This window comes from Paenibacillus tepidiphilus (genome assembly GCF_008635795.1).
Taxonomy (GTDB): domain Bacteria; phylum Bacillota; class Bacilli; order Paenibacillales; family Paenibacillaceae; genus Paenibacillus_AQ; species Paenibacillus_AQ tepidiphilus.
In genome coordinates, this window is sequence record NZ_VWRQ01000002.1 from 265220 (window position 1) to 280407 (window position 15188).

Sequence of the window (15188 nt, forward strand, 5' to 3'; positions counted from 1 at the left end):
ATTTTCTGAAAATGCTTTTTTTTTAATTCTTAAAAATTTTGTGACATTGACGCTTTAACGAAGCAGTGAAACATTACATCGCTTGTGATATGTATTTGATAAGGCCTAGAATTGTGAAGAACACAAAAGATACACTCATCAGGAAGAATGAGAACCGCCATACCGCCCGTAATAATCGCTTTTTATCCACTTCACCCTTCAGCCTGTTTTGGGCTCCGCCAATCAGTCCGGCGAATATTAATACAAAAATCAGTATAAGAAACAATCCAAACCGCGAGTCAAACGTCATGTTGAACAATGCTGAAACCGAAAGCAATAAAAATAAAGTCGTCACGTCCATGGCGAGAAAAAGAACCTTCCGTCTGTCCTTCTTCAGAGCGGTTCCAATGAAATAAATCAACACAAAAGGAACAAAAGGAATCACGCTCAGCAATACAAAAGAATCCCGCAACAACGTCAAATAGCCTCACCCCTCCTTCGCATTCATGCCCTCCAGAAGCCGGCAGATCATTACGTTCATCGGAGCATCCACACCGCTGCGCTGCGCCAAATCGACAATGCTGCCGTTAATCCAGCGAATCTCCGTCGGTCTTGCGGCCGTGACATCGGCAAGCATAGATGAAATATTGGCCGCAGTTGTCCGGCAGACTTCCAGGATTCTTTCCCACATGCCGTCTTCATAGCCGATGCTGCAGGCATCATAGACCGCAATAGTTTCCTCATATAATTCCTTCATTACCCGTATACGGCTTTGCGAGTGCAGCAGCTCGCCGTTCGGGATGCGCCAGATTGCTGTCAACGGATTGATTACGGCATTGATCAGCAGCTTGCGGTAAATCATAATATCCACTTCATTCGACAGATACGCCGCAAATCCTGCTGTATTCAGTGCTTCTATAAAACTTAATACTGCCTTGGAGCCCGTTCCGCCCTCCAGTTCCTCCGGCACAAGTGCCGATCCTCCGGCAGTCTGCATCCCTATACAGATTTCCCCGCTTCCGGCATGAATAACCTCCGTTAAATTTTTCCTCTTCGCAGCCTCGGTAGTTACAGCTGCCCACACTTCCGATGCAGGCAACAGCTCCTGCAGCATCTCCAAATGCCCGTAGCCGTTCTGAAAGCAAACCACTTGAAGCCGTTCACCGCTGAGCGGGGCCAATAGCTCCGGCAGACTTTCGTGCAGCGCATTTTGTTTAACAGCAACTGCAATTATATCCCCCGGCTCTGCAAGCCAGGCTTCGGCAAACCCGCTGACCGGTGCAGCGGCCACTTGATTACCAGACAATTCAACGGGGGCCTGCCCATTCTCATAGCTGACTACCAGCCCTTCCCTGTGCAGCGCATCGCTCTGTTCCCGGCTGCGGCACCACAGTCTGATCTCTGTTCCGGCTTTGGCCAGCCGGCCGGCAAGCAGCATTCCCAGTGAGCCGGCGCCGATAATATCCACTTTCATAGCTGTTACGCTTCACTCCCCCACAATTTTCCTTATTATATCCCGGGCCTTTGCGCAAAAGCAAAACAACCCCACAGTCTGGGGTTGCTTGTTTGTTACGGGGTATGTTATTTTCTGAACTGCCTTATTCCAGACGCTCCAAATTTCCGTTGGCATCCATTTTGAATCGGGTCTTTAATTCTTCCTCTTCTTCATTCAGGAAGGCGAGCCTGCGCGCACGGTCCATAATCTGGATCAAGGCCTTGTAGTCGTCATTGACCACCCGGTAATCACTTTGCGCGAGATTGACCTCCTTGGACAACCGTTCATTCTCCGCTCTGAGCTCTGTCAGCTCATCGTCCTTCTCGCGCAATTCCCGCTCCAGCATTTTCAGCTGGCGGCCAGCTTCCTGAAAGCTCCCTTTCCATTGCCGCAAAAAACGGATGACCGCATCGATAGATAGCGTGTTCTCATTCAGTCCTTCACTGCGCCCGTACTCTTCGTCGGCATCGCTGAGGATAAGCCCGGCAACCTGCGCCCCACGCGCAATCGGCTGTTTCTTTAAATAACTGCGCTTCTGACGCTGGCCCTTGGCAATGCCAATGGCATCTTCATAGCTTTTGCGGACACAGCTGTTCCAGCGGAACCCGCAGGCGGCCGAGGTTCTGCCGATTTTTTCGCCCACCTCTTCAAAAGCGGCGAGCTGTGTGCTTCCTTCTCTAATGTGACGCAATGTGATTTCGGCCAGAACCAGATCGTCTTCAGCACTCCAAGCATCCTGTCTAACGGCTGTCATAAAGCCTAACCCTCCTAACAACATCATGAAATAACCATCTTCATAACCGGCAGCACTGCCGGGTAGTGAATAGGGATAAAAGCTGCTTACTCCATTTCTATGCCTCTGATAGAGTTCATAGAATCTATTTGATACTAAATTGTATTTCCATTTTCTCCCCGCATCATACGCGGTTGCTATAATTTCTCTTAATATGGCAGCCAATAAATGCAATGCCAAACATCACAATACTCATAAATATGTATATTTTTTCAAACCATTACCTTGCACAGAAGATTCCATCAGTTATAATCAGACTATTATAGAAGGAAAAAACCGGAAGCCGGAGTGTGCCAAGCATTAATGCTATTTTCGCGCCGCAAAACATAAGATGAGAATAGCTTATCCATATCCGACAAAGGTGGTGATGCGGTGTTTTTCCGTTACAAAGCAGGCCGCCGGTTTGCCATTCTGTTCATTCTGCCTATTCTGCTGCTGTGTACCCTTCCGCCGCAGCAAGCATACTTATCCGCAGGCCCGGGAGCACAGCGGTTTGACTCGCCTCCGGCTTTTGAAGGCAATGAGGAAACCCGCTCCTTGCTCGAGAAGACCTTGTCAGTGGCAGAAATCGAGCGTGAGATTGAGCGGATCGGCCGGGAACAAGAAGCACTGGAACACAAATCCGCTTTGCTTCAGGAGCAGGCGGCCGAGAAGGAGCTGGATATTGAGGGGCAGCGGGAACGGGCGGGAGCCGTCATCCGCGCTTATTATATGGGAGAGCGTGATGGCCTGCTGGCTGCGCTGCTTTCCGCCAAAAGCATCAGCCGTGTGCTCGCTTTATATGATTATTATGAGATTATTATGGGGCGTGACCGTGACATCCTGTCGCAGTACGAGAAGCAGTATAAGGATTTGAAGAACATCCTGGCAGCCGCTGAACGCAGCGCACGTAGGCTGGAGGAACTGAAGCAGACGCTGGAGCAGCAGAAGCTGCGTGTGCTTGCTTTAAATGAGGATATTGAAGGCGGGATTGTGGCCAGCAGTGATCCGGAGGCCATGAGCGCATTGCTTGATGAGTTCACCAAATATTGGGAGAGTGTCGGTCTCCATGAAGTGGAGACTTATTTCCGGGCGCTGTCCAAGGCAATGAACGGGCTGCCGCAGTTTGTGGAGAGCCAGAAGGGGATGCTGAAGCGCAAAGGAATGACCTATCAGCTGGCTGTGGGCGAAGCAGATTTGAACCAGTTTCTCGTCTCGCAGAACCCGCTGTTCAAGGATTTCGGGTTCCGCTTCGAGAATGGCAAGGTCATCGCTTCGGGGACAAGCGGCGGTCTCACCCTGTCGCTTACCGGCCGGTATGTTATTCAGGATGAACCGGAGAATGCCCTGATGTTCCATGTCGAGCAGGTGGTCTTTAACGGACTGCAGCTGCCCGAATCGACTTGCCGTTCATTGGAGGAGAAATTCGATCTGGGCTTCTACCCGCAAAAGATTGTCTCATTTCTGCGGGCCACCGAAGTCGACAGCCGGGATGGCGTGCTGGCGGTAAAGCTCGCCCTGTCATTCTAAACGCTCTCCGCTGATCAGTGCCTTGTAACCGGCCGTATCCAGCTTGCCGGTCAGAAACTGGCTCACCGCAGCTGCCCTATTCTGCTCATCTTGGGTGGAAGCGCCGGCAGCGGCTTCATCAGCCAGGAGTACGCCGGGGTCGAAGGGAAGCCAGGGAATGTCTGCCGCTCCGGAGCGGTACAGCTCATCCAGCGCGGGAAGGCGCTCGGTGCTCCGCAGCCATTCCAGCTGTGCCGTGCTGGAGGTCATATATCCGAGCCAGTCCACCGCCGCTTCCGGATTGCCGGATTCCGCCGGGAGAGCGAAGAAGCGGCTGTCCATCGCTTCATAGCTTTGCCCGTTGCCGGCGGCCGCAGGCGCTTCGGCGCCCATTGTTGAATTACCGTGCCGCCGCCACTCTGATACCGGGACCGCCGCCAGCGCCAGCGTGCCATCACCCAGCATCTCCCAGACCTGTGTATTTGTCTTGCCGGTGAGGTAGAAATAGCTGCGGGCCTGTTCGGTCCATAGCAGCGCTTCATCCGTTACTTCCTCGAGGCTTAGCCCCATACTCTCCAGAAGCAAGGAATAACCGTAGGGCTCCAGACTGTCCATGGACAGCAGGTACTGTGGTTTGCTTGTATCCGCCAGCAGGCTTCCGAGCAGCAGATTCCATTGCTCCAGACTGCGCGGCGCCTGCGTCATCCCCAGCTCGGACAGCCTGCTCTTGGAGTACACCAGTACATAAGGATCAACATCCAGCGGTACCCCCCAGTCATACCCGTTCCACTGCATTTGCGGAATCAGCGCAGTCAGCGGTGCGCTCCCTGGGACACTGCGGTAGACGTCCACCGGCAGCAGATAACCCCTGGTTGCCAGATCCGGAATATTGCGTCCGGCTGTCATGACGATATCCGGATTTGCCCCGGTGGTTAACTCTTCCTTCAATTCATCCAGCGATTGGTTAGTAGGAGTGTTGCTCAAGGTCACTTGAACCCCTGTAGATAATGTATAATTATTGCTGATCCGTGTAAGCTCACGAAATTCATCGCCGCTTAGTGTGACCTGAATTACCAGCGTGGGGATTTCCTGTTCTCCGGTGTCTGTGCCGGCCAGCGGATTCTGCAGCTGGTGGGGCGGCCGGCTGCCGATTCCCGTATCCAGCTCAATCGTAGGCGACAGGCTTGTCAATGCCAGCAGCAGGATGATGAACAGCATCCAGTAATTTTTACGTTTCAGCACACTGTTCCTCCTTCCGCTTCCGCTCCCGTTTTTCGTCCACCCTATTTTACCAGATGTACGTCTGCTTGTCTGTGATGATTGAAAACGTTATCTTCCTCCACTCCAGCATCTCCGGACAAGCATCCCCACCATTCTGCGGCTGGAAGCAAAAATAAAAAAACGGGAGCCGCTTCGCAGCGGACTCCCGGCTTATGGCACGCAGGCTGCTTTCGCAGCTGCGGCCCCTACAACAAATCCGCAGCCAACTGTGCCAGGCGTGAACGCTCGCCCTTTTCCAGCGTAATATGGCCCGCAATCCCCTCTTGCTTGAACTTCTCCACAATGTAGCTGAGGCCGTTGCTCGCGGCATCGAGGTACGGATGGTCGATTTGCTCAGGGTCGCCCATCAGGATCACCTTACTGCCTTCTCCGGCTCTGGACACAATGGTCTTCACCTCATGCCGGGACAGATTCTGCGCCTCATCGATGATGATGAATTGCGACGGAATCGAACGGCCGCGGATGTACGTCAGTGCTTCTACCTGGATGCTGCCCAGCCCCATCAGAATTTTATCAATATCGCCGGCCTTCTTCGTATCGAACAGAAACTCCAGGTTGTCATAGATCGGCTGCATCCACGGACGCAGCTTCTCGTCCTTCTCACCGGGCAGATAACCGATATCCTTGCCCATGGGCACTACCGGGCGGGCGATAAGCAGCTTCTTGTAGCGGTGCTCATCCTCCACCTTGAACAATCCGGCGGCCAGCGCCAGCAGCGTCTTGCCGGTGCCGGCTTTGCCGGTGATGGTCACCAGCGGGATGTCCTCATTCAGCAGCAGCTCCAGCGCCATCCGCTGCTGGGCGTTGCGGGCGCTGATGCCCCATACGGAATCGTTGCCGAGATACAGCGGCTCCAGTCGGGTGGCGTCGGCATTCACCTTCAGCAGGGCGGATTTGCCTGTGCCGATCTCATCTTTCAGGATCACGAATTCATGCGGGTACAGGCGGTAAGACAACTCCAGCTGCTTCACAAGCAAATACCGGTTGCTGTAATATTCGTCAATCAGCGAAGGATGTACCTTCAGCGACTGATAGCCGGTATACAATTCATTCAGATCCCCTGTCCGGTCGGACAGATAGTCTTCGGGTGTGATGCCCAGTACATCCGCTTTGATCCGGACAAGCACATCTTTGCTGACCAGCACTACAGGACGCGGTTCCGGCTTCTCGTTCTCCTCATGCAGATAATTGAGGGCGACGGCCAGAATCCGGTTGTCATTGGATACCTCGCCGAACATTTCCTGAACCTTCACGAAGCTGCGGTGATTAAGCTCTACCTTCAGCATGCCTCCATGCGCAAGCTCTACCCCGCTATGCAGGTGGCCCAGCTCACGGAGTCCGTCTAACAAGCGCGACACAGTGCGGGCGTTGCGGCCGATTTCGTCGGCATTGCGTTTCTTGGAGTCGATCTCTTCCAGCACTACTGCCGGAATGATGACCTCATGCTCCTTGAAAGCAAAGATCGAATTGGGATCGTGCAGCAGCACGTTGGTATCCAGTACAAATATCTTTTTCATGATATCCCCTCCACAGCGCCTGGTTTGATTGGTCATACATAACTCTTTTCAGCACGGGTAACCTAAGATAAAGCTGTGATCATGGACTGAAAGGAGTATTCACATATGAAAAAATCAATATGTCTGTTGCTGGTACTGCTGCTGACAAGCTGCGGTATCGCCAATAAAGAGTCATCACCCTCTCCTCAGGATAATCAACCGGCGGGTGAACTAACCACCCGGGGAACCGGTGAAATGCGCCAAATGACGAGCGATGGCGAGGATGCTTTGAATACCGCTCCGCAGTACACGGAGGTTCAGGATGCTCAGGACGACAGTGATCTTGCGTTAAAAGACCATTTCGAGCAGCTTGCAGCCAGAGTTCCCGGCGTCCAGGGTGCCCACTGCGTGGTTGTCAACAACATGGCAGTGGTGGGCATTGATGTAGACGGCGCTCTGGACCGCTCGCGCGTCGGTACGATCAAGTATTCCGTAGCCGAAGCGATCCGCAAGGATCCGCGCGGTGTCCGGACCCTTGTGACGGCGGATGTCGATCTCGCCGGCAGGCTGGCCGATATGGGCCGCCATATTTCGCAGGGACATCCGGTGTCCGGCTTCGCCGCCGAGATGGCCGATATTATCGGCCGCATCGTACCGCAGCTTCCGGAGGATCTTCCTGCAAAGTGACGGAAGCCACAGCGGATACATCCTGCAAAATATACCAAGTGCGGGAGTGCCTAACCCCTATGGGGAGGGCGAAATCCTGCCAAAGACCAAAAAAAGCCTAGTGAGGAACTCACTGGGCTTTTTTCATGGCGGCAAACACTTGTCCGTCCAGCTTTTCGGCCGCACGGGCGTCGTATACCTTGGCATATTTCGGGGCGGACTCCAGCGCCGCGCCGTAGAACAGCGCATTACGGACCGCCGCAATCTCCACATCGAAGCAGCACATCTTAAAAGGGACGTCTTCCAGCGGGTCCTGCCTTACGGACGCATGGCCGTTGATGGCATAGACGGTGCTCTCGCCGAAGACGGTGACCGTTATTAAAGGGTTGGTCTTGATGTTGTTCACCAGTCTGGAGCGGTGGTCAATCGCCAGACGCAGGGTAGAAGGGCTAACCGCGTAGATCCAGGATACAGCCGTAGATGTCGGCCCTCCCGATTCCGCGTCGACCGTATTAAGCAGGACAAAAGTTTCGGATTGCAGCATGGATAGCAGCGATTCATTAAGCTGAGCAACGGCTTCGGACATAGGTACGGCCCCCCTGTTGTAGAGCAATAATGCGTTCGATTAACTATATTATAGCATACCGCAAAACTTGCATTCAATTTGCTCCGGCAATTGTGCTCTGCAGGCTCTGTTTGGCTGTCTCCAGCTCTTTGTCGTTAATATATACATACGGGCTGCGCCACGTTCCGGTAACGGGAACGAATGTAACATTTTGCTTTGAAATTTTCCAGTACGTGGAGATCAGACTCTTAATCTGTGCTTTCTCGATATCCGTCTGCATATTGCTGGACATCGCATCGAGCACGGAGCCGATCTTGAGCACTCCGCCAAGCGACTGCATTTGATCCATCAGTGAATTCAGCACTTCATTCTGCCGCTGGTTGCGGTCGAAATCGTCGGAACCCGCCGTCTTGGGACTGCAGTTCGATTTGCGGTAACGTACATAATCAAGCGCATCGTCACCGTTCAGAGTGGCTGGTCCCTTGGTCAGATTGATATCTGTGCCGTCCACGCTGTCCGTATAGCACATATCCTGGCTGATGTTGACATCCACGCCCCCAAGCTCATCGACAATATCACGGAAGCCCTGGAAATCCAGTACCGTGACATAATCCACATCGACATCCAGATACTTGCCCATAAATGTCTTCATCTCATCCACGGCGGTAATGCCTGAGCTGTCCTCTTTGCCCTTGAAGCGCGAATAGAAGGCGTTGATCTTGGTCTTCTTGTAGCCGCTCAGCTCCACGTAAGTATCCCGCGGAAGCGATACGACCGTTGCGGATTGGGTCGCAGGATTCATAGATACGACCATAATCACATCTGTCAGATTGGAGGGATGCTCAGGACGGTTATCCGTTCCGAGCAGCAGCATGGTGATAGGCTTCGTGGAGGCCATCATGCCTTCCTCTACCGGCTGGTCAATGCCGACCCCGCGTTTCTCCAGCAGCCAGTACAGATAACCCGCATAGGCTGCCACCGCCAGAAAGACAAGCAGGATAAGAATCAGAATGAACCGGAATATCCGGGCGAGCAAGCTGCGTTTCTTTTTCGTTTTCTTTGATTTTCCTTTTGCCGGCGGAGGCGCACTCGAAGGATTTCTGCGCTGCGTCTGCGGTCCGGCGGTTCTTCTTGGAGGTAAGCTGTCATTGCCTCTACTCATAATCGGAACGTTCCTTTATCGTTGTTTGTATGCTGGTTTCAGCAGTGGTCTACATTAATAGACGGTTTTCGGCTCAAAAAGTTGCGTAGCCCCGTTGTCTTTTCCCGGCCGCGAGCCTTTCATCCCAAGTAAAAAGCCGCCGAAAAAACAACATTCGGCGGCTCCATATTCTGCGAATATTAGGCTTGGCTGGCTTGTGCCGCCTTGCGCTGCTTCTCCGCACGCTCACGTTCGCCTTTGTTCAGAAGCTTCTTGCGCAGGCGAACCGATTTAGGTGTAATTTCACAATATTCATCATCGTTCAAATATTCCAGCGCGGCTTCAAGCGAGAAGAGACGCGGAGTCTTCATCTTAACGGTCTCGTCCTTTGTAGCGGAACGCACGTTGGTCAGTGCCTTTTCCTTACAGATGTTGACGATGATATCATTGTCGCGGGTATGCTCGCCCACAATCATACCTTCATAGATATCTGTACCCGGCTCCAGGAACAGAATACCGCGGTCTTCTACGCCCATCATGCCGTAGAACGTCGTTGTTCCCGTCTCGCTGGATACCAGCACGCCCTGGTGGCGTCCGCCAACCTGTCCGCCAATCAGCGGTGCATAGCTGTCAAACGCATGGTTCATCACGCCGTATCCGCGGGTCAGTGTCAGGAAGTGCGTGTTGTAGCCGATCAGACCGCGTGCCGGAATCAGGAATTCCAGACGCACCTGTCCGGTGCCGTGGTTGATCATGTTAACCATTTCCGCTTTGCGTGTTCCCAGGCTCTCCATGACGGCGCCCATGCTTTCTTCCGGAATGTCGATCAGGAGGCGTTCCAGCGGCTCCATCTTCTTGCCGTCGATCTCCTTAACGATAACCTCCGGCTTCGATACCTGCAGCTCATAGCCTTCGCGGCGCATATTCTCAATCAGGATACCCAGATGCAGCTCACCGCGTCCCGATACGACAAAGGCGTCGGGGCTGTCCGTTTCGTCCACACGCAGACTGACATCCGTCTCCAGTTCTTTGAACAGACGTTCACGCAGCTTGCGGGAGGTAACCCACTTGCCTTCTTTACCGGCGAACGGACTGTTGTTTACGAGGAACGTCATTTGCATGGTCGGCTCATCGATCTTGAGAACCGGCAGTGCTTCCGGATTCTGCGGATCAGCAATGGTCTCGCCGATGTTGATATCCTTGATGCCGGCAATGGCCACAATGTCGCCGGCGCCCGCTTCTTCGGTCTCCACACGCTTCAGTCCCTGGAAGCCGAACAGCTTCTCGATCCGCGCAGTCTTGCTCTTGCCGTCGCGCATAATAACAGTGACGGACTGGCCTTGCTTGATCACACCGCGGTTAACACGGCCGATCGCGATCCGGCCAAGATATTCGTTGTAGTCCATCAGCGTAACCAGGAATTGTAGCGGCTCATCGATCTTCTCAGTCGGTGCCGGAATATGCTCAACAATAGTCTCATACAGGGCAAGCATGTTGTCGTCCTGTTTCTCTGCGTCCATACTGGAGGTTCCGTTCAGTGCGGAAGCGTACACCACCGGGAAATCCAGCTGATCGTCGCTTGCTTCCAGTTCAATGAACAGATCCAGCACTTCATCAATGACTTCCTTCGGACGGGCAGCCGGGCGGTCGATCTTGTTCACGACGACAATCGGTGTCAAATGCTGCTCCAGCGCTTTACGCAGCACGAATTTCGTCTGCGGCATGCAGCCTTCATAAGCGTCGACAACCAGCAGTACGCCGTCAACCATCTTCATAATCCGTTCCACTTCGCCGCCGAAATCGGCATGTCCGGGAGTGTCCACAATATTAATGAGGAACTCTTTATAGGTAATGGCAGTATTTTTGGCCAGGATGGTAATGCCGCGTTCACGTTCCAGATCATTCGAGTCCATCGCACGTTCCTGAAGCTGCTCGTGTGCGCTGAAAATCCCGGATTGCTGCAGCAACTGGTCGACAAGCGTGGTTTTGCCGTGGTCAACGTGGGCAATAATCGCAATGTTGCGAATTTCGGTTCTTGAATGCATGATTTGTATCCAAATCCTCTCATTTATCAAATGTAGAATGTTTAAATTCTTAACATGTCGCGGCAATCTCACAAAAGAAGCGCCAGGCAGAAAGCCGACGCTCCAACATTTCTTCATTTTATAGTGAAAGTGCTGTGAAAAGCAAGTCTTTTTATGAAAAAAACACTTCCATTTACGTGCAAGCTGTGAAAATTATGCAGCACGCGCAGCCAGGCAAATTGCCAGTTTCTTACCATCTGCCATTCCATTGACGGCCGCTGCGTGATCTTCCCCGTCCGGCTATCATCCAGATTCCGGCGAGGATCAGCAAAATGCCCAGCAAATAAAGTGCGCCGGTACCCAGCATACTGAAGAACAGCAGCACCAGGCTCAGAATGCCACCAATAACCGCTGCCGCAACCAGACCGCCGCTGCGGGGCGTATAATAAGCATATTCATAAATTCCAACGGCAACGCCGAGCAGCAGCAGCGGCCACAAATGGGCCATGAAGCCCCAGCCCCACGTATTGCAGAAGCCGAACAGCAAACCGTACGTGGCCAGCATACCACCGGGAACCAGCACGGCTGCCGGAGCACGGCGGGTGAAGAACAGCACATGCAGGAGCAGTCCCGGAATCAGCAGAACCAGCGGCCAGAGCGTCCGTCCGAGAAACCCGAACACTCCCCATTTCCCGAGAAAGATCACAAGGCCGGCAGCAACGATGAACACTCCGAGCTTTATGTCATTTTTGGAAGACATCCTTCACCCATCCCTTCAACATTCGCATCATTATCCGAGGATTCACCACCCATCGGCAATGAATGCGGCGCCGGGCGGTACAATTCTTTCTTATATTTTAGCGGAAAATGGTCTGAAACGCTATCGCCGCAGCTGTGAAATCCTGCCCTGTTATATAAAAAAGAACCGTGCGGGAAGCCGGAATCCGGAGCCTCCGCACAGCCTTAGTCCAAGTATAGCCACGTTTCATCCGGCCGATACAAACCGCCGTTTAAGCGCCCCCGAAAGAATGACCACGATCCCCAGCAGCAGCGGCAAGGCTGCATGCAGGGAGGGCAGGAGGAAGGAGACGATCGGACCGAACTTGGCATCCTGCAGCAGCATTTTGCCGGCGGTGAAGGCCAGGATATAAGCTCCGATATAGACAAGGACCGGAAAGCGGTGCAGCCAGCCGACGATGAGACCGCTGCCCCAGACAACAATTGGTATGCTCAGGGCAATCCCGATGACGATCAGCGCAAGATCCCCCTGAGCAAGACCGGCGATGGCCAGCACATTGTCGAGGCTCATAATGAAATCGGCCACCAGAATCGTCCGTACCGCCTTCCATACGCTGGAGCTCTCCTCCACACGCATTTCTTCCTCATCCTCCAGCAGCAGCTTGAACGCGATCCACAGCAGCAGGATTCCCCCGCCGGCTTCAATATAAGGAACCTTCAGCAGCAGCACCGCGACAAAAGTCAGTATGCAGCGCAGCCCGACCGCTCCCGCCGCCCCCCACCAGACGGCCGTCCGCCGGCTTTCCGCCGGCAGATTCTTGCTGGCCATCGCAATGACCATGGCATTATCTCCGCTCAGCACCAGATTGATCATCAGTATTTGACCCAGCAGCAACAAAGAATCCATTGGCTTACCCTCCCCGAACTGCATGTAATTACATGTATGTCCGCAGCGGGCAAGCTATGCTTCCTGTCCGACTTTTTTATCTTGCAGGCTTGTTAGAACCATTCTTCCTGAATTCCCGTCTCCGCTGCAATCACATCGCGGGGGCGTTCATTTCCGTACGGCGTAATCAGCACGGTCTCCGTTCCTTCCAGCGCAGCGGCCAGCCGCTCGGCATATCCGGGCAAAGTCGCTTCAATCTTCTCGAGAATGCGCAGGTTCGGGTTAGTCGTCGGCGATTTTGGCACAAATAACGTGCAGCAGTCCTCATAGGGCAGAATGGACAGCTCATACGTGCCGATCCGTCTGGACAAGTCAATGATTTCGCTCTTGTCCATCATGACCAGCGGCCGCAGCAGCGGCAGCTCGGTCGCACGGCCGATAGCGTTCATGCTGGACAAGGTCTGGCTGGCCACCTGCCCCAGGCTATCGCCTGTCACCAGGGCCAGCGCACCTTCACGCTCTGCCAGTCCGGTGGCAATCCGCAGCATGGCGCGGCGCATCAGTGTAATCATCAGATTATCCTGGCCGATGCCGGTGAACGAGGTCTGCACCTCGGTGAACGGTACCAGGTGCAGCTTGATGACCCCCGAATACCGCGAGAGCACACGCGCCAAGTCAACAACCTTCTGCCGGGCCTGCTCGCTTGTATACGGGAAGCTGTAGAAGTGGATGCACTCCACTTCCAGGCCACGGCGCATGGAGGACCAGCCGGCCACGGGGCTGTCAATCCCTCCGGACAGCAGGAGCATGGCCTTCCCGCTGGTACCGAGCGGGAAGCCGCCCACACCCGCGATGTTCTCGCAGAAGATCAGACTCTGCGTTTCGCGTACTTCCAGCTTCAGCTCCAGCTGCGGCACTCTCACGTCGACTATAAGGCCCGGATACCCCTGGAGCAGCGGTGTCGATACGAGCTTGTTCAGCTCAAGCGAGCCGTGAGGGAACTCCTTCCAGACCCGGCGGGCGTCCACCTTGAAGGTCGTGCCCGGGGCCGGAGCCAGCAGCTCCAGGAAGGTGCGGCTGGCAGCGATAATATCCTCCAGCCGGGAGGGACAGGCCTTGACCGGACTGATCGACACAATGCCGAATACATTGTGCAGCGCCTCGGCAAGCTCCTCCGCCGGCTCGCCGTTCAGGGCGACATACAAACGGCCGAACTCCTTGCTGAGTACGGCACGCGGATAAGGCAGCAGCAATGCCTTCACATGGCGCAGCACAGTCTTCTCAAAGCGCGTGCGGTTCTTGCCTTTCAAGGTAAATTCTCCGAAACGGAGCAGCAGCATATCGGCATGAGCCAGACTTTTGGCTGCGTCTGTGGTTATCATTTCTGTCATAGTTCTCTATACGCCCCCTTCGGCAGTCTTCAGTGCGGACTTGGCCGCCAGCAATGCTTCTTCCAGCTTGGCTACATCCTCCATCGTGTGGCTGTCGCCGAAGCTGATGCGGATGCCGCCCAGTGCAGCTTCTTTCCCCAGCCCCAGCGACATAAGGATACGGCTTGGCTCGGCAAGCCGGGAGGAACAGGCCGAGCGGGTACCTACCGCCATGCCCAATTCTTCCAGCTTGCGGGCCATTACTTCTCCCTTCATGCCGGGATAAGCGAAATTCACGATGTGCGGAGCGCCGTCCTCGCTGCTGTTGACCGTGAACTCCGGTATGCCGCGCAGAAACGCCAGCAGCCGGTCGCGCAGCGGGATCACGCGGGCGGCAAATTCCTGGCGCTGCTCCCCGCTCATCCGCACGGCTTTGGCTGCAGCCACAATGCCCGGCACATTCTCCGTGCCGGCTCGCAATTCGCTCTCCTGGGCTCCGCCTGTCAGCAGCGGGGACAGGTGGAGCCCATCTTTAACCACCAGCAGACCTACCCCGCGCGGACCGCGGATTTTATGCGGTGACAGGCTGTACAGGTCGACTTGCCACTGCTCTAGCTGTGTTTCCAGCTTGCCATATCCCTGGACGCCGTCTATATGAAATAGCGTACGACGGTTCGCCGTCTTAATCCGCCGGCCAATCTCAGCAACCGGCTGTACCGAGCCGATTTCGTTATTGACATGCATAATGCTGACCAATACCGTATCTTTGCGGACGGCAGCCGCCACCTGCTCCGGATCAACCACTCCCTTCGCATCCGGGGGGACGAAGCTGACTTCCCAGCCCAGCCGCTGCAGCTGCAGACAGCTGTCGTACACCGACGGATGTTCAAGCTGTGTAGTGACAATATGGCGCCCTCTGCCCTGATACTGAAGAGCAGCACCTTTGATTGCCAGGTTGTTGCTTTCGGTCGCACCGGAGGTGAATCTGATTTCCGACGGGCGCACGTCAAGTGCGGAAGCGCAGACTTCTCTGGCCCGCTGTACAAGCTGCGCTGCCTCCATTCCTGCCCGGTGCAGTGAAGAAGGATTGGCATAGTGCAGCCGCATAATCTGCTCCACCGTCCGCACCACCTCCTCGTATGGCGGCGCGGCAGCGGCGTAATCCCAATAAAGCATATCGTTAAAATCTCCTTTAAAGTACTGTGACTGTGCTCTTATAAGCCTGAAAAAGGACCAAACGGCCCCGTCCACCTGTGTGGTCCAAGG

Annotated in this window: 14 protein-coding genes; 2 read left to right on the forward strand and 12 right to left on the reverse strand. The window is 54.4% G+C overall.

The annotated features are described in order from the left end of the window. Positions 1–73: 73 nt before the first annotated feature. The 3 genes from F1379_RS03340 to F1379_RS03350 all read right to left on the reverse strand — a co-directional run bounded on the left by F1379_RS03340 (position 74) and on the right by F1379_RS03350 (position 2228). The gene (locus F1379_RS03340; protein WP_150266300.1) at positions 74–460 is read right to left on the reverse strand and encodes a DUF3397 domain-containing protein; all 387 of its coding nucleotides are present in this window, start codon (positions 458–460) and stop codon (positions 74–76) included. A gap of 6 nt (positions 461–466) precedes the next feature. After that, complete coding sequence (locus F1379_RS03345; protein ID WP_150266302.1) at positions 467–1453, reverse strand: ketopantoate reductase family protein; 987 nt, start codon at positions 1451–1453, stop codon at positions 467–469. Between the two features lie 124 nt (positions 1454–1577). Then, positions 1578–2228, reverse strand: a complete 651-nt coding sequence (locus F1379_RS03350; RefSeq protein WP_150266304.1) for an RsfA family transcriptional regulator — start codon at positions 2226–2228, stop codon at positions 1578–1580. A gap of 411 nt (positions 2229–2639) precedes the next feature. Here F1379_RS03350 and F1379_RS03355 point away from each other — a divergent pair, with 411 nt between their 5' ends. Then, a complete protein-coding gene (locus tag F1379_RS03355; protein WP_239004537.1) occupies positions 2640–3776 on the forward strand; it encodes a coiled-coil domain-containing protein in 1137 nt (378 codons plus the stop codon). Here the strand turns inward: F1379_RS03355 and F1379_RS03360 are convergent. Both F1379_RS03360 and F1379_RS03365 read right to left on the reverse strand, forming a co-directional pair. After that, positions 3768–4997: an extracellular solute-binding protein gene (locus F1379_RS03360; protein ID WP_150266306.1), complete on the reverse strand. Its 1230-nt coding sequence runs from the start codon at positions 4995–4997 to the stop codon at positions 3768–3770. The two genes, F1379_RS03355 and F1379_RS03360, sit on opposite strands and share 9 nt — an antisense overlap. Positions 4998–5221: 224 nt before the next feature. After that, positions 5222–6553, reverse strand: coding sequence for a PhoH family protein (locus F1379_RS03365; protein WP_150266308.1), 1332 nt, complete (start codon positions 6551–6553; stop codon positions 5222–5224). Positions 6554–6658: 105 nt separating this feature from the next. Here F1379_RS03365 and F1379_RS03370 point away from each other — a divergent pair, with 105 nt between their 5' ends. Then, positions 6659–7219 carry a YhcN/YlaJ family sporulation lipoprotein gene (locus tag F1379_RS03370; RefSeq protein WP_150266310.1) on the forward strand — a complete coding sequence of 187 codons (561 nt, stop codon included), beginning with the start codon at positions 6659–6661 and terminating at the stop codon, positions 7217–7219. A 109-nt stretch (positions 7220–7328) separates the two neighbouring features. Here the strand turns inward: F1379_RS03370 and F1379_RS03375 are convergent, their stop codons facing one another. From F1379_RS03375 to F1379_RS03405, 7 genes are all read right to left on the reverse strand, one after another. Further along, entirely contained in the window at positions 7329–7784 is a 456-nt protein-coding gene (locus F1379_RS03375) for a pyridoxamine 5'-phosphate oxidase family protein (protein ID WP_150266313.1), read from the reverse strand. A 73-nt stretch (positions 7785–7857) separates the two neighbouring features. Further along, positions 7858–8925 carry an LCP family protein gene (locus F1379_RS03380; protein WP_150266316.1) on the reverse strand — a complete coding sequence of 356 codons (1068 nt, stop codon included), beginning with the start codon at positions 8923–8925 and terminating at the stop codon, positions 7858–7860. Between the two features lie 179 nt (positions 8926–9104). Beyond that, positions 9105–10949 carry a translational GTPase TypA gene (typA, locus tag F1379_RS03385; protein ID WP_150266318.1) on the reverse strand — a complete coding sequence of 615 codons (1845 nt, stop codon included), beginning with the start codon at positions 10947–10949 and terminating at the stop codon, positions 9105–9107. Positions 10950–11178: 229 nt separating this feature from the next. Beyond that, positions 11179–11688, reverse strand: a complete 510-nt coding sequence (locus F1379_RS03390; protein WP_150266321.1) for a hypothetical protein — start codon at positions 11686–11688, stop codon at positions 11179–11181. A gap of 225 nt (positions 11689–11913) precedes the next feature. After that, a complete protein-coding gene (locus F1379_RS03395) occupies positions 11914–12573 on the reverse strand; it encodes a TerC family protein (protein ID WP_150266323.1) in 660 nt (219 codons plus the stop codon). Positions 12574–12665: 92 nt separating this feature from the next. Beyond that, complete coding sequence (thiI, locus tag F1379_RS03400; protein WP_239004538.1) at positions 12666–13943, reverse strand: tRNA uracil 4-sulfurtransferase ThiI; 1278 nt, start codon at positions 13941–13943, stop codon at positions 12666–12668. Between the two features lie 6 nt (positions 13944–13949). Then, entirely contained in the window at positions 13950–15098 is a 1149-nt protein-coding gene (locus F1379_RS03405; RefSeq protein ID WP_150266325.1) for a cysteine desulfurase family protein, read from the reverse strand. Positions 15099–15188: the final 90 nt, after the last annotated feature.

Excerpts from the sequence above, each read along its gene's own strand:
- F1379_RS03380 (WP_150266316.1), bottom strand. The coding sequence starts at position 8,925 with ATGAGTAGAGGCAATGACAGCTTACCTCCAAGAAGAACCGCCGGACCG.
- F1379_RS03390 (WP_150266321.1), bottom strand. The coding sequence starts at position 11,688 with ATGTCTTCCAAAAATGACATAAAGCTCGGAGTGTTCATCGTTGCTGCC.
- typA (WP_150266318.1), bottom strand. The coding sequence starts at position 10,949 with ATGCATTCAAGAACCGAAATTCGCAACATTGCGATTATTGCCCACGTT.
- F1379_RS03405 (WP_150266325.1), bottom strand. The coding sequence starts at position 15,098 with ATGCTTTATTGGGATTACGCCGCTGCCGCGCCGCCATACGAGGAGGTG.
- F1379_RS03345 (WP_150266302.1), bottom strand. The coding sequence starts at position 1,453 with ATGAAAGTGGATATTATCGGCGCCGGCTCACTGGGAATGCTGCTTGCC.
- F1379_RS03395 (WP_150266323.1), bottom strand. The coding sequence starts at position 12,573 with ATGGATTCTTTGTTGCTGCTGGGTCAAATACTGATGATCAATCTGGTG.
- thiI (WP_239004538.1), bottom strand. The coding sequence starts at position 13,943 with ATGACAGAAATGATAACCACAGACGCAGCCAAAAGTCTGGCTCATGCC.
- F1379_RS03365 (WP_150266308.1), bottom strand. The coding sequence starts at position 6,553 with ATGAAAAAGATATTTGTACTGGATACCAACGTGCTGCTGCACGATCCC.
- F1379_RS03350 (WP_150266304.1), bottom strand. The coding sequence starts at position 2,228 with ATGACAGCCGTTAGACAGGATGCTTGGAGTGCTGAAGACGATCTGGTT.
- F1379_RS03375 (WP_150266313.1), bottom strand. The coding sequence starts at position 7,784 with ATGTCCGAAGCCGTTGCTCAGCTTAATGAATCGCTGCTATCCATGCTG.
- F1379_RS03370 (WP_150266310.1), top strand. The coding sequence starts at position 6,659 with ATGAAAAAATCAATATGTCTGTTGCTGGTACTGCTGCTGACAAGCTGC.